Annotated in this window: 13 protein-coding genes; 11 read left to right on the top strand and 2 right to left on the bottom strand. The window is 73.3% G+C overall.

Annotated features, from left to right (window positions below):
- Positions 1-42 precede the first annotated feature (42 nt).
- The 6 genes from ACFVTF_RS25300 (at position 43) to ACFVTF_RS25275 (ending at position 5,983) form a co-directional block, all read left to right on the top strand.
- Complete coding sequence (locus ACFVTF_RS25300; protein WP_387816711.1) at positions 43-984, top strand: STM4015 family protein; 942 nt, start codon at positions 43-45, stop codon at positions 982-984.
- A gap of 15 nt (positions 985-999) precedes the next feature.
- Positions 1,000-2,139, top strand: coding sequence for an STM4014 family protein (locus ACFVTF_RS25295; protein ID WP_387816709.1), 1,140 nt, complete (start codon positions 1,000-1,002; stop codon positions 2,137-2,139).
- A 47-nt stretch (positions 2,140-2,186) separates the two neighbouring features.
- Positions 2,187-3,083 (top strand): STM4013/SEN3800 family hydrolase, encoded by an 897-nt coding sequence (locus tag ACFVTF_RS25290; RefSeq protein ID WP_387816798.1) that lies wholly within the window; start codon positions 2,187-2,189, stop codon positions 3,081-3,083.
- A complete protein-coding gene (locus ACFVTF_RS25285; protein ID WP_387816707.1) occupies positions 3,080-4,411 on the top strand; it encodes an STM4012 family radical SAM protein in 1,332 nt (443 codons plus the stop codon). Before ACFVTF_RS25290 ends, ACFVTF_RS25285 begins: the two co-directional genes overlap by 4 nt.
- Positions 4,408-5,379 carry an STM4011 family radical SAM protein gene (locus tag ACFVTF_RS25280; RefSeq protein WP_387816705.1) on the top strand — a complete coding sequence of 324 codons (972 nt, stop codon included), beginning with the start codon at positions 4,408-4,410 and terminating at the stop codon, positions 5,377-5,379. Before ACFVTF_RS25285 ends, ACFVTF_RS25280 begins: the two co-directional genes overlap by 4 nt.
- A 223-nt stretch (positions 5,380-5,602) precedes the next feature.
- Complete coding sequence (locus ACFVTF_RS25275; protein ID WP_387816703.1) at positions 5,603-5,983, top strand: VOC family protein; 381 nt, start codon at positions 5,603-5,605, stop codon at positions 5,981-5,983.
- A gap of 160 nt (positions 5,984-6,143) precedes the next feature.
- Here the strand turns inward: ACFVTF_RS25275 and ACFVTF_RS25270 are convergent, their stop codons facing one another.
- Positions 6,144-7,763 carry a YDG/SRA domain-containing protein gene (locus ACFVTF_RS25270; RefSeq protein WP_387816702.1) on the bottom strand — a complete coding sequence of 540 codons (1,620 nt, stop codon included), beginning with the start codon at positions 7,761-7,763 and terminating at the stop codon, positions 6,144-6,146.
- Positions 7,764-8,024: 261 nt separating this feature from the next.
- Between ACFVTF_RS25270 and ACFVTF_RS25265 the strand changes: the two genes are divergently transcribed.
- Together ACFVTF_RS25265 and ACFVTF_RS25260 are read left to right on the top strand one after the other, a co-directional pair.
- On the top strand, positions 8,025-8,354 hold the full coding sequence (locus ACFVTF_RS25265; RefSeq protein ID WP_387816700.1) for a hypothetical protein: 330 nt from the start codon (positions 8,025-8,027) through the stop codon (positions 8,352-8,354).
- A 194-nt stretch (positions 8,355-8,548) separates the two neighbouring features.
- A complete protein-coding gene (locus tag ACFVTF_RS25260) occupies positions 8,549-9,439 on the top strand; it encodes a YhjD/YihY/BrkB family envelope integrity protein (protein WP_387816698.1) in 891 nt (296 codons plus the stop codon).
- Positions 9,440-9,524: 85 nt separating this feature from the next.
- Here the strand turns inward: ACFVTF_RS25260 and ACFVTF_RS25255 are convergent, their stop codons facing one another.
- The gene (locus ACFVTF_RS25255; RefSeq protein WP_371522343.1) at positions 9,525-10,232 is read right to left on the bottom strand and encodes a rhomboid-like protein; all 708 of its coding nucleotides are present in this window, start codon (positions 10,230-10,232) and stop codon (positions 9,525-9,527) included.
- Positions 10,233-10,509: 277 nt separating this feature from the next.
- Between ACFVTF_RS25255 and ACFVTF_RS25250 the strand changes: the two genes are divergently transcribed.
- From ACFVTF_RS25250 to argG, 3 genes are all read left to right on the top strand, one after another.
- Complete coding sequence (locus ACFVTF_RS25250; protein ID WP_387816696.1) at positions 10,510-11,199, top strand: rhomboid-like protein; 690 nt, start codon at positions 10,510-10,512, stop codon at positions 11,197-11,199.
- 98 nt (positions 11,200-11,297) lie between these two features.
- Entirely contained in the window at positions 11,298-11,828 is a 531-nt protein-coding gene (locus tag ACFVTF_RS25245) for a hypothetical protein (RefSeq protein ID WP_387816694.1), read from the top strand.
- Positions 11,829-12,081: 253 nt separating this feature from the next.
- Complete coding sequence (gene argG / locus ACFVTF_RS25240) at positions 12,082-13,506, top strand: argininosuccinate synthase (RefSeq protein ID WP_371522338.1); 1,425 nt, start codon at positions 12,082-12,084, stop codon at positions 13,504-13,506.
- The last annotated feature ends 222 nt before the right edge of the window (positions 13,507-13,728 follow it).

Genomic DNA, 13,728 nt, shown 5'->3' with positions numbered 1-13,728 from the left:
CCGCACCGACCAGCCCACCACGCCCATCCGTCTGGAACCGACATGACCGTCTCCCGCCACCCCGACCGCTTCCACGACCTGCCGATCCGCGACTTCACCCCCGACGACGGCACCCGCACGCCGCCCGCCGTCGGCCCGGTCGCCTGGCGGCTCGCCCTGGACTACGACGCGAAGATCGACTTCGCGCAGCTCTGGCAGGCCTTCCTCGACACCGTCGACCCTGCCGGAGTCCGCGCCCTGGTGATCGGCCCCTGGTGGCGCGGCGACTACGTCTCCGTGGCCGCCACCGTCGCCGCCGTCGCCGCGGAGGCGGAACGCCTGCCCGCCCTGGAGGCGCTCTTCCTCGGGGACGTGACCTACGACGAGTGCGAGATCTCCTGGATGGAGATGGGCGACGTCACCCCGCTGCTGACGGCCTTCCCCGGGCTGACCGAGCTGACCGTCCGCGGCGGCACGGGCCTGAGCCTCCAGCCGGTGCGGCACGACCGGCTGGCCGCGCTGCGCTTCGAGGCCGGCGGCCTGCCGGCCCGGGTGGTGCGGGCGGTGGCGGCTTCCGAGCTGCCGGCGCTGGAGCGCCTGACGCTCTGGCTCGGCGTGGACGAGTACGGCGGTGACGCCACGATCGACGACCTCGGGCCCTTCCTGGACGGCACCCGCCTCCCGAGCCTGCGCCACCTCGGGCTGGCCAACAGCGAGTTCCAGGACGAGATCGCCTCGGCCGTCGCGCACGCGCCCGTGGTGGCCCGGCTGGAGTCGCTCGACCTGTCCATGGGCGTGCTCTCCGACGACGGCGTCGCCGCCCTGCTGGAGGGCCAGCCGCTCACCCACCTGCGTGCCCTCGACCTGCACCACCACTACGTCAGCGAGGAGCTGCAGCAGCGCCTCACCGAGGCCCTGCCCGGGGTCGCGCTCGACCTCTCCGAGGCCGAGGACCCCGAGGAGGACGAGGACGACGGGGACCGCTACGTCGCGGTCGCCGAGTAGGCGGGTGACGGCACGATGACACCGCGGCTGACCGTCCTGGGCAATCCCGGGCACCGGCGGGTGACGCTGTTCGCCGCCGCCGCCCGGGCCGCCGGGCTGCCCGAGCCCGCCGTCCTGCCCTGGCTGGACGTGCTGCGCGGCGACTACCGGCTGCCCGAGGACGGCCTGCTGCGGATCGAGTCGCCCGGCGAGGAGGCCCTGGTCGACGAAATGCTGCGCGGCCCGGCGCTCGGCCCGTCCTACGCACCGACCCGGGTCGAGGGCACGGCAGCCTGGTACGCGGGGGTGACGGCCGCGCTGCGCGAGCTGGCCGGGCGCCCCGGCGTACGGCTGCTGGGCGATCCGGAGGAGATCGCCGTGATGTTCGACAAACGGCGGGCACACGCGCTCCTCGCCGCCGCCGGGGTGCCGGTACCCCGGGCGCTGGGCGGCGAGGTCACCGGCTGGGAGCAGTTGCGCGGGCGGCTGGCCACGGCCGGCCTGCGCCGGGTCTTCGTCAAGCCCGCGCACGGCTCCTCCGCCTCCGGGGTGACGGCCCTGCAGTTCGGGCCGCGCGGGCAGGTCCTGGCCACCACTTCGGTCGAGCTGGCCGACGGGCTGCTGCACAACTCGCTGCGGGTCCGCCAGTACCGCGGCGAGCGGGAGGTGGCCGAGATCATCGACCGGCTGGCACCGGACGGGCTGCACGTCGAGCAGTGGATCCCGAAGGCCGCGCAGTCCGGCCGCTCGGCCGACCTGCGCGTGGTGGTGGTCGCCGGCCGGGCCACCCACGCGGTGGTGCGCACGAGCGCGCAACCGATGACCAACCTGCACCTCGGCGGCGCCCGGGGCAGCCTCGACCTGGCCCGGGAAGCCGCCGGGCCCGCATGGCCGGCCCTGCTGGAGACGGCCGAGCGCGCGGCGGCCTGCTTCCCCGGCTCGTTGATGGTCGGGGTCGACGTCCTGCCCACGGCAGGCTGGCGGCGCGCCCTGGTCGGCGAGGTCAACGCCTTCGGCGACCTGCTCCCCAACCTCACCGGCCTGCCCGGCGGCCCCGCCGAGGGCCTCGACACCTACGGCGCCCAGCTCGCCGCCCTCACCGGGGCCACCGGCCGCACCACCGGAACGCCCCTCCCCACCCCGACGGACCACCAGATCACGGAACCCTCCCGATGAACCACCAGACCTCCCCCCACACCCAGGCTCCCGCTCCGGCCCCCGACATGAACACGGTCGTCGGCACGCACGACCTGCTGCTCGTCACGCTCGACACGCTCCGCTTCGATGTCGCCGAGGAACTGGCCGCCGCAGGCCGCATCCCGCACCTCGCCGCCTTCCTCCCCGGCGGCCGCTGGGAGCGCCGGCACGCGCCCGGCAGCTTCACCTACGCCTCCCACCAGGCGATCCTGGCCGGTTTCCTGCCCACCCCGGCCTCCCCCGGCGGCCCCCACCCGCGCCTGTTCGCGGCCCGCTTCGCCGGCTCCGAGAGCACCGCCCCGCGCACCTGGGTGTTCGACGCACCGGATCTGCCGACCGCCCTCGCCGCCGCCGGGTACCGGACGGTCTGCATCGGCGGCGTGGGCTTCTTCAACAAGCAGGGCCCGCTCGGCTCGGTGCTGCCCGGCCTGTTCCAGGAGAGCCACTGGGATCCCGGGATGGGCGTGCCGTCCCCGACGTCCTTCGAGGAGCAGGTCGCCCGGGCGGAGCGGGTCGCCGCCGAACAACCCGCCGGGCAACCGCTGTTCCTGTTCCTGAACGTCTCGGCACTGCACCAGCCCAACTGGTTCCACCTGCCCGGCGCCACCCGTGAGCACGGCGACTCCCGGGCCAGCCACGCCGCCGCCCTGGAGTACGTGGACGCCCACATCGGCCGGCTCTTCGCGGCGATGAGCTCCCGCCGCCCCTGCTTCGCGATCGTCTGCTCGGACCACGGCACGGCGTACGGCGAGGACGGCTACACCGGGCACCGGATCGGCCACGAGGTGGTCTGGACCGTCCCGTACGCCCACTTCACCATCCCCGCAGCCGTCCCCGATGCCGCCCCCGCAGCCGTCGCAGCCAGCCCTGCCACCGCTGCCGTCCCCACCACCGCCACCGCCGCCACCGAGGAGCGCGCATGACCACCACACCCCCGCGCCCCGACTCGCCCTACCAGTCCTACGTCTACGCCTACCCGCACAAGACCGCCTACCGCCCGCTGCCCGAGCGCCCGGGGCTGCGCGAGCTGTGGGCCGGCGAGGCGCAGGACGCGCTCTCGCTCTACCTGCACATCCCGTTCTGCGAGGTCCGCTGCGGCTTCTGCAACCTGTTCACCAGGATCGGCAGCCCCGAGGGCCTGACCACCGCGTACCTGGACGCCCTGGAGCGCCAGGCGGTGGCCGTCCGCACCGCGCTGGACGAGGGCGCGCGCTTCGCGCTGGCCGCCTTCGGCGGCGGCACACCCACCTATCTGACGGCCCGCGAGCTGGAGCGGCTGTGCGACATCGCCGAGCGGCGGATGGGCGCCGACCTGCGGGCGATACCGCTCTCGGTGGAGGCCTCCCCCGCCACCGCGACCGCCGACCGGCTGGAGGTCCTGGCCGCCCGGGGCACCACCCGGCTGAGCCTCGGCATACAGTCCTTCGTCGACGCCGAGGCCCGCTCCGCCGTGCGCCCGCAGAAGCGGGCCGAGGTGGAGGCGGCCCTCGACCGGATCCGTGCCGCCGGGTTCCCGGTGCTCAACATCGACCTCATCTACGGCATCGACGGCCAGTCCGAGGCCAGTTGGCTGCAGTCGCTGGACGCCGCGCTCGCCTGGCAGCCCGAGGAGCTGTACCTCTACCCGCTCTACGTGCGCCCGCTCACCGGCCTGGCCCGGCGCGGCGAGCAGGAGAGCCACTCCGCCTGGGACACCCGCCGGCTCGCGCTCTACCGCACCGGCCGCGACCACCTGCTGGCCCAGGGCTACGAACAGGTGTCGATGCGGATGTTCCGCCGTGCCGCTTCCCCACAGGCCGGGGCGAGCGAGTACGCCTGCCAGACGGACGGCATGGTCGGCCTGGGCTGCGGCGCCCGCTCCTACACCTCGCGGCTGCACTACTCCTTCGACTACGCGGTGAACGCCACCGAGGTGCGCGGAATCATCGACGACTTCGTCGCCACCGAGGACTTCCACCACACCGAGGTGGGGCACCGGATGAGCGGCGAGGAACCACGCCGACGGCACCTGGTGCAGTCCCTGCTCCAGGCCGAGGGCATGCCGCTGGCCGACTACCGGGCCCGCTTCGGCAGCACACCGGCCGCCGACTTCCCGGCGGAGCTGGCCGAGTTCACCGCGCGCGGCTGGCTCGCCGATGTCCAGGACCGCCTGGTGCTCAGCCCGGAGGGCCTGGCGCACTCGGACGCGGCCGGGCCGATGCTGTTCTCGCCCGAGGTCCGGGCCCTGATGACGGCGTACGAGGCGAAATGACCTTCCTCGGCCTGCCGTCCACCACCCCGCCCGCACCGCGCACACCGGGCGCACCGCCCGCACCGAGCCCCGAGAGCGCACCGACCGACGCGGCCGACGGTGGGCGCGACCTCACCCTGCTCTACCGTGGCCCGCTCGCCTCCTGCGACTACGACTGCCCCTACTGTCCGTTCGCCAAGCGCCGCGACACACCCGATCAACTGCGCGCCGACCGCGCGGCCTTGGAGCGGTTCACCGGCTGGGCGGCCGACCGGGCGGGCAGTGGTGACACCCTCGCCCTGCTGTTCACGCCCTGGGGCGAGGGCCTGGTGCGGTCCTGGTACCGACGGGCGCTGGTCGAGCTGAGTCGGCTCCCGCACGTACGCCGGGTGGCGATCCAGACCAACCTCAGCTGCCGGACCGACTGGCTCGCCGAGGCCGATCCCGACACCCTCGCGCTCTGGGTGACGTACCACCCCGGCCAGGTCACCCGGGAGCGTTTCCTCGCCAAGTGCCGGGAGCTGGACGCCATGGGCGTGCGCTACAGCGTCGGCGTGGTCGGCCAGCCCGAGCACCTGGCCGAGGCCCGCCGGCTGCGCGCCGAGCTCGACGCAGGCGTCTACCTCTGGGTCAACGCCGCCGAGGGCCGCACCTACACCGACGCCGAGGCCGCAGACTGGGCGGCCGTCGACCCGCACTTCGGCTACAGCCGGCACGCCCACCCCAGCGCCGACCGCCCCTGCCGCACCGGCGAGTCCGTGCTCTCCGTGGACGGCGACGGCACCGTCCGCCGCTGCCACTTCGTCCGGGACGTCCTCGGCAACCTGTACGACGGCTCCTACCGCACCCAACTGCGGGCGCGCGGCTGCCCGTTGCCGGTCTGCGACTGCCACATCGGCTACGTCCACCTGGAGACCCTGCCGCTGTACGAGCTGTTCGGCGCCGGCGTGCTGGAGCGGGTGCCACACGACTGGCCACCGCGCGGCTGAGGCCGGGCGGCGGGACGCGACAACCCGATTGCCGGACGTGGCCGCCACCCGTGAAAGCCCGAACGACCTTGCAGGACCCTCCGCGACCGCCCGCACACGCCCCGGCTCCGCCCCGACTCCAGCCCGGCGCGCCCCACCGCCGCCCATCGCCGCCCATGCCCCTCCCCCGTGGGCGCCCGCCCGCCGACGTCCCTAGCCTGGAAGCAGGAGGAGGCGAAGCACCATGCTTGGAGACGCACCACTGCAGGCCGTCATCCCCGCCGCCGACCTCGCCCGCGCGAGGAGTTTCTACACCGACACCCTCGGCCTCAAGCTCGCCGAGGAGACCGACGAGGAACTGGTCTGCGACTGCGGCGGCACCCAGTTCACGATCTACCACACCCCCAGCGGCGGACAGGCCGCCCACACCCTCGCCAGCTTCAAGGTCGCCGACCTCGACGACGCGATGTCCGCCCTGCGTGAGCGCGGCATCACGTTCGAGGAGTACGACTTCCCCGGGCTGACGACCGTCAACGGCATCGCCGAACGCGACAACCTGCGCGCCGCCTGGTTCAAGGACAGCGAGGGCAACATCCTCTGCCTGGCCCAGGCTGTCAGCCGGTAGCGCAACCCCCCATCCCCACCCCCCCAGGCAGAATCCGCCGCCCCGCCCGCTCACCACGAGCAGACGGGGCAGCATCCACGCGACCGCCGGACGACCGGCGCCCCGCCCGCAACGGCTGTGCCGGTACCACCGGTTCTGCTCCCGCCCGGCCCGGACAGGGTCAGCGCATGCCCTCGTGCCGGGGGACCCCGTGCCGCAGCCGGTGCTCCGCGAGGCGCTTCCGGTCGACGACGTGATCCGCCGTCTCTCGCAGCCGGCCCAGCACGGAGCTGTCGTCGCGGCTCACCACCGTGAGGTCGTCGTTGACGATCAACATGCCGAAGTCGAACAGCACGTGGTGGTTGGCACACAGGCAGAGAACGTTGTCGACGGTGTCCGACCCGTGGTGCGGTCTCCCCAGGGGCGTGATGTGTGCGGCCTCGGCGTAGGCGCCGCCCGGGACCACCATGCGAACACCGCACACCTGACAGGTGTAGTCGTGCGCACGTTTCACGTGGGTGGCGATCGCGGTGTTCCGGACGACGCGCTCGACCGACGTCGCGGACCGGACCGGCCCCGCCTCCCGACCGTCCTCATCCGTCGGAGCCGTCCCCCGATCCGCCGGCCGATCCGTCGCCCGATCGGTCACCGTAGCCGCTACCGGAGCCGTCACCCGATCCGATACCCGGGCGACTGCCGCAGCCTGTTCGACCGGGGGAAGGGCGACCAGGCGGAACCGCCACACGAGGAAACCGCCGGAGGAGGTCTCGGACCAGAGGTCCTCGACCCGGAAGAGCCCGTCGTAGCGGTAGAAGGAACGGGTCCCGGTGGTGACTCCCCGGACCACGCGAACCGGGGCCCCGGTCGCCGCGCTCGTCGCCAGGGCCGCGTTGCCGCGCGTCAACTGCTGGTTCCGGGCCGGCTGCCCCGTCCGCGGGCTCCGCCCGCCCTCCCCGGTGTAGAGGATCACATCACCGAGATCCTCGTCGTCCTCGTACCCACCGGAGACCACGATCGATTCGGCGCCGAGTTCCCCCAGGCCGCAGATACCGGCCTGGAGCGGTCGGTGCACGCCGGCGTGCGAAAGCGTCCGGCGGTTGTCGAACTCCTGGCCCAGTCGTACGCCCGGCACCGGCCCGATGCCGTCGGGGAGCGGGCCGAACTCGACGGGCGCCTGCCCTTCCGGGAGGGCCGTGGCCAGTTCCCTGACCCTCGCCCGCTCCTCCTGGCGCGCCGCCTGGGCGCGGAAGAGCACCTCCCCGATGAAGGTGTCCCGGGTGGCCGCCAGCCAGGCGCTGTCATCGGGGCTCAGCGCGGACAGCCCGTCGAAGAGTTCGCGAAGCCGCGACTCCGTCGGAACGGTCCGCCCGTCCAGGTAGGAGTCGAGCGTTCGCGCGCTCAGGTCGCAGTGGCGCGCCACGCGTTCGGTCGACGGGTCGCCGACCTTGCTCCACAGTCCGCGCAGCGCGCGGGTGAAGTCCTCCTCCTCGGGGGTGCGGCCGGCCGTCGCCGCGCCCTGCCGCCGGGCCGCCTCCGCGAGGTCTTCCTCGGCGGAACGTCGCCGGTCGTGCCACTGCCGCCGTTCGAGCTCGCTGCCGCTGCCCCACGCCTCGACCATGGCGTCCAGGTTCTTGGCGCTCGGCAGGCGGGATCCGTTCAGGGCGGCGTAGACCGCCGTCCGCGAGGCGCCTCGCGCGACGACCGTCTCGACCGTGCCCCGGGAGCGTTCCTTGAGTTCGCGGAGCTCGCGGGCGAAGGAGACCAGCGGGCCCGTTCCACTCAGCGGGAGCCTGCGCGCCATATCCCCACCGTGATATTCCTCACAGTTCCTCTCCCGTTTCGCGTGATGCGGGTCACATGGATGGTGCCGGTGCGCCTCTGACCTGGACCAACATCAACTTTTCCAAGTCCCGCGATGTTTTCTGCGGTTTTTCGGCCTTCCACGGCTCTGTCATCGTAGCCACTGTCGGTACGAGCCGTACGCCCCACAACGGAGCGACGGCTCCCTGCGCCAACAGGAAGCCGTCATCACTCGTAGCCCCATCAACACCCGGAGAACTACATGCACGAGGGTACGGGGATTCCCGCGTCGGGCGGAAGCGCCCAGGTCACGGGCACCGCACCGCCCGCACCGGGCCCCCGCTGGCTCGCTCCGGCCGGCGTCGCCGCGACCGGCGCGGGCCCGGTCGCAGCCGGGTTCCAGAGCAACAACACCATCGCGCTCATCTCGGCGGCCCCGAGCCTCGTCGTGGTGCTGCTGTTCTTCTTCGGGGTCGTCTGCCCGGCGGTCTGGTCGCGCAAGGCCCAGCGCAAGAAGGCGGCCCTCAACGTGCTCAACGCGCTCATCGGGCGGAACCCCCCGAGCCCCACGAGCCCGCCGCCCCGTCGGTAGGCCCACGACCCCGCCACGCCACACCACACCACACCACACCACACCTCGCCCGCGCCCCGGCCCCGATCCCCCGCACCCGACGCCCGACGCCCGACGCCGCCCACCCACCTCCGGACGGACACCTCCGGTGGCGAGGCGGGCCGGGCTGGCCTTGACTGGGGCGGATCGTTGCCCCGCTGCGGGAGGACCGAGGGATGAGGTCGGTGAGGGAGGCCGCCGGCCGCTGGGGGGAGCGGCTGGCCCGGGGCCGCGGGCGGTGGGAGCGGGCACGGGTCGATGCCGAGCGGCGCTTCCCGGTGATCACCGAGCTGACGGCCCGGCTGCTCTCCCCCGGGCTGCTGGACGCCGCCACCCGGATGGCCTCCCAGATCTTCCTGACCTCCGTACCGCTGCTGTTCGCGGTGGCCGCGTTCGCCCCCGCCGATGTGCGGGACCAGTTGGTGGCCTCGCTCCGCGCGCTGTTCGGCGTCTCCGGCGCCTCGGAGCAGGAGCTGCGCCAGGCGCTGTACGGCAACGGGGACCTGCGAGGCACCACCGGAATCATCGGCCTGCTGATGGCACTGCTGTCGGCGACCAGTTGCAGCCGCGCGGTGGCCCGGGTCTGCGAGCACGCCTGGCGACTGCCGAAGGCCGGCACCCGGGCGGCGGGCTGGCGGTGGCTGCTGTGGATCGTGGCCTGGCTGATGGTGCTGGTCTTCCAGGGCTCGCTGCGGGACGGCTTCGGCGTCGGCTTCTGGCTGGGCCTGCCGCTCACCTTCGCGGCGTCCTTCGTGGTCTGGTGGTGGACCACCCACCTGCTGTTGAGCGCCCGGGTCGGCTGGCTGCCGCTGCTGCCCGGCGCGCTGCTGACGGCCGCCGCGGCCACCGCGATGTCACTGACCGCCCGGGTCTACATGCCGGGCGCGCTGAACCGCAGTCTGGCCCAGTACGGCTCGCTGGGGCTGGTGCTGATACTGCTGTCCTGGCTGATCGCGCTCTGTGCCGCCATCACCTTCTCCGTCACGGCGGGGGCGGTACTGGCCCAGGGGCCCCCACTGAACGTCTACCTGGGCGCGCCCGATCCGGACCCCCCGCGCACCGGCTGATCCGTCGACGCCGCCACCACCACGACGCAGCCACCGCCACCGCCGCCACCACCACGACACAGCCACCACGGAGCAGCCACCACCGTCAACGCCGGCGCAGCCGCCGTCGGACGAGCCGGCCCGTGGCGACCGGGTCCCAGGAGCCCGGGCGGTCCCGGGTCAGCGGGTAGCAGGCCAGGCCGATCAGCACGGCGCTGAAGTGGCCGATGCTGGTGTAGTCCCGGCTCTGCACGACGCCGAGGCCGTAGAAGACCAGCACACCGGCCACGTACAGGTACCGCCAGGGCCGCACGATCAGATAGGTGAGCACCGCGACCACCCCGGCGAGCGCGTAGCTGACGCCGTAGTCGAGGGTGTACACGGCCCTCGGCGGGGCGATGCCGCGGTGGATCGCCCACCCGAGCACGCCCTCGCTGAGGTAGGTCGCGCCGACGTGCGCGATCATCGCGACCGAGATCCAGCGCAGGGTGCCGAGCCAGCGTTCGGCGGGCACGTGGAAGAGGTTGTAGAGCAGGAAGTAGCTCAGCCACCCGCCGCCCGCGATCCACAGCGCGCTGGTGATCAGCACGCGCACCGGTGAGACCTGGAGGTGGTGCAGGTTGGTCGAGCGCCGTTCCAGGATCCGGTCGGCGGTCGCGCTGTCGACGTGGTGGATCACCTGCGTGGTGGCGAGCAGGATCGCCAGCCAGACGTAGGTGCCCGGGGCCCGGCCGACGTAGGTCAGGACCGCGTGCGCGAGCCGTGCCCACCAGGGGCGCCGGTGTCCGGGCGCGTTGGTGGTGCCACCGGTCATCGGCGCCTCCTCGACGGTTCCCTTCACCCTCACCCGGGGCGCCTCCGGGCGCGCCCACGCGGTGCGCCCTTCGAGTGACCGGGTCTCGCGGACGGTCTACGCACCGACTACGCACCGACTACGCACCGGCCCCGAGCGCCCAGGCACCGAACGCGAGTTCGGTCCGCGAGGAGATCCCCCGGGGCTGGCGTACGCTGGCGCTCTGACCGCCCGGAACGGGCCGCCGGGGGCTGCCGGGCGGCACCACCGGGACCGCACAGCGAGGGCGACGGGCACGATGAGCGAGCGCGGCACGACGACCGCACCTGCGGGTATCGACGCCGGCCCCGGCGCGCGGCATCCGGCGCTGCGCGTGGCGGAGCGACTGCGGCTGACCACGGTGTACGTGCTGCTGCTGACCGCGACGGCCTGCTGGCTGGCCGGCCAGAGCCACGGCGCCCGGGCCCGGTTCGTCCGGCACAACAGCAGCAACGTCCACCACATGGAGGTCGGCAAGTGGTGGACGATGTTCACCAGCGGGCTGGTGGTCGACGGGGTTCCCGCCTGGGCGGGCATCGCGGCGGTGGCCGTGGTGCTGGGCCTGGCGGAGTGGCGCTGGGGCCCGGCCCGGGCCGGCGCGGTCTTCGTCTTCGGGCACCTGGGCGCCACCCTGCTCACCGAGGGCGCCATGTGGGTGATGCTCACCGTCCGGATCCCTGGGGCGCTGTCCCGGGCGCGTGACGTCGGGATCAGCTACGGCCTGGTCGGCACCGCCGGCTGCCTGCTGGCCCTGGGCCCGGCCCCGTTGCGCCGGTTCGGGCTGCCTGCGCTCGGGCTGGGGCTGGCCGTGGCCTGGGCGCTGGACCAGCAACTGGCCGACGCCGGGCACCTGGTGGCGCTGGGCCTCGGCGCACTGGCCGCCCAGATGCCCTGGCTGCGCAGCCGGGCGCGGGCCCGGGCCCGGGTTCCGGTCTCCGCCACACACTGACGGCGCTCCGACGTTCCTCCGGCGCTCCTCCCGGCGCTCCTCCCGGCGCTCCTCCCCAGAGTCTTGCGATCACCCCCACCCCGAGTAATGCTGATTACATGATTACAACCTCACCCGAAGAGCTCCGGGGGTGGTTCACCGGCCGCCTCCCCGCCGACTTGTTCACCGATCTCGTCGAGATCACCGCGGACCGCGAGGAGATCACCGTCGTAGGCCGCATCACCGAGCCCACCCTCGACCGGACGGCCTCGGACGCCGAGCGCGAAGCGGCGTCCGAGGGCCGGATCGCCGAGTTCCGCGACCGGACCAGGGACGCCCGGATCGCCGTCGCCCGGGAGGCCGAGCGCCGCTACGGCCGCAAGGTCTCCTGGGGCGCCGAGTGCGGCGACCTGAGGAGCATGTTCACCACCGTCTCCGCCCCCGTCATGACCCGGCTGCGCCAGCCCGAACGGCAGGTGCTCGACACCCTGGTGGAGGCGGGCGTCGCCCGCAGCCGCAGCGAGGCGCTCGCCTGGTGTGTCCGCCTGGTGCAGAGCCACTCCGACACCTGGCTCACCGAACTGCGCGAGTCGCTGGAGAACGTCCGCCGCCTGCGCGCCCAGGGGCCGGACGCCGACGGCGCCACCTGACTCCCCTCCCGCAGCACCCGGCACCCGGCACCCGGCACCCAACGCACCTGGGAGACAGCCGGGTTGAGGCCAGGCGACCACCGATCGACCACGGCGGGGGGGCGGCAGCAGGAGCAGCCACCCCTCGCCGAGCCGATCGTATGCTCTTGCGGTACTCTGCAAACCTATGCCAGAGTGCGGGCATCGGATACGCCGAATCCCCTCACACGTCGCTAAGTCAGGAGCCCGCGCCTCGCGGGTCAAGGGTGCATGCATGTCGAAGGTCTTGAGCAAGCTGCCGGTCGGTGAACGGATCGGCATCGCATTCTCCGGTGGATTGGACACCTCCGTCGCCGTCGCGTGGATGCGCGAGCACGGCGCCGTCCCCTACGCCTACACGGCCGACATCGGCCAGTACGACGAGCCGAACCTCGCCGACGTCCCGGCCCGCGGCCGCGCCTACGGCGCCGAGCAGGCCCGGCTGGTCGACTGCCGGGCGGCGCTGGTCGAGGAGGGCCTGGCCGCCCTCGCCTGCGGTGCCTTCCACATCCGCTCCGCCGGGCAGACGTACTTCAACACCACCCCGCTCGGCCGCGCCGTGACCGGCACCCTGCTGGTCCGCGCGATGCGCGAGGACGAGGTCTCGATCTGGGGCGACGGCTCCACCTACAAGGGCAACGACATCGAGCGGTTCTACCGCTACGGCCTGCTCGCCAACCCCAGCCTGCGGATCTACAAGCCGTGGCTGGACCAGCGCTTCGTCACCGAGCTCGGCGGCCGCAAGGAGATGTCCGCCTGGCTCTCCGAGCGCGACCTGCCGTACCGCGACTCCGCCGAGAAGGCCTACTCCACCGACGCCAACATCTGGGGCGCCACCCACGAGGCCAAGCGGCTGGAGTACCTGGACACCTCGATGGAGATCGTCAGCCCGATCATGGGCGTGGCCTTCTGGGACCCGGCGGTCGAGATCCAGACCGAGGACGTGACGATCGAGTTCGAGTTCGGCCGTCCGGTCCGCATCAACGGCCGGTCGTTCGCCGACGCCGTCGAGCTGGTGCACGAGGCCAACCGGATCGGCGGGCGCCACGGCCTGGGCATGTCGGACCAGATCGAGAACCGCATCATCGAGGCCAAGAGCCGCGGCATCTACGAGGCCCCCGGCATGGCGCTGCTGCACACCGCCTACGAGCGGCTGCTCAACGCGATCCACAACGAGGACACCGTCGCGACCTACCACACCCAGGGCCGTCGGCTCGGGCGGCTGCTGTACGAGGGCCGCTGGTTCGACCCGCAGTCGCTGATGCTCCGCGACAGCCTGCAGCGCTGGGTCGGCCAGCCGGTCACCGGCAGCGTCACGCTGCGACTGCGCCGCGGCCAGGACTACTCGGTGCTCGACACCCAGGGCCCGAACCTCAGCTACCACCCCGAGAAGCTGTCCATGGAGCGCAGCGTCGACGCCGCGTTCGTCCCGGACGACCGCATCGGCCAGCTGACCATGCGCAACCTCGACATCGCCGACTCGCGCAGCAAGCTGGAGCAGTACGCGGTGCACGGCCAGCTGGCGCCGTGGAGCGGCCTGATCGGCGAGCTGGCCCCCGGCGGGGCGGCACCGATCGCCGCCGCCGGCCCCGACGCCGAGGCGCTGGCGGCCAAGTCCACCGCGCTCGACAGCGCCGCGATCGAGTCGGGCAACGACTGATCCGCTGCCGTGACCACCGCCGAGGGCCGCCGCACCACACCGGTGCGGCGGCCCTCGGCGGTTCCGGGCGAACTGCGGCCGTTCCTGGCCCGAGCCCTCCGGACCTCACCCGCACAGCGGCCCCGGCCGTGCACGGCGGCCCCGGGCGTAGCTGAATGGGGCAGACGTGTGCCCGGCGGAGCAGGCCCGGGCGACAGCTTCACGGAACGCCCCGGGCGACGG

This window comes from Kitasatospora sp. NPDC057940 (assembly GCF_042887425.1).
In the GTDB taxonomy this organism is placed as follows: Bacteria; Actinomycetota; Actinomycetes; order Streptomycetales; family Streptomycetaceae; genus Kitasatospora.
The sequence above is the reverse complement of the archived record's forward strand: the minus strand, read 5'-3'. Positions and strand labels throughout refer to the sequence as shown.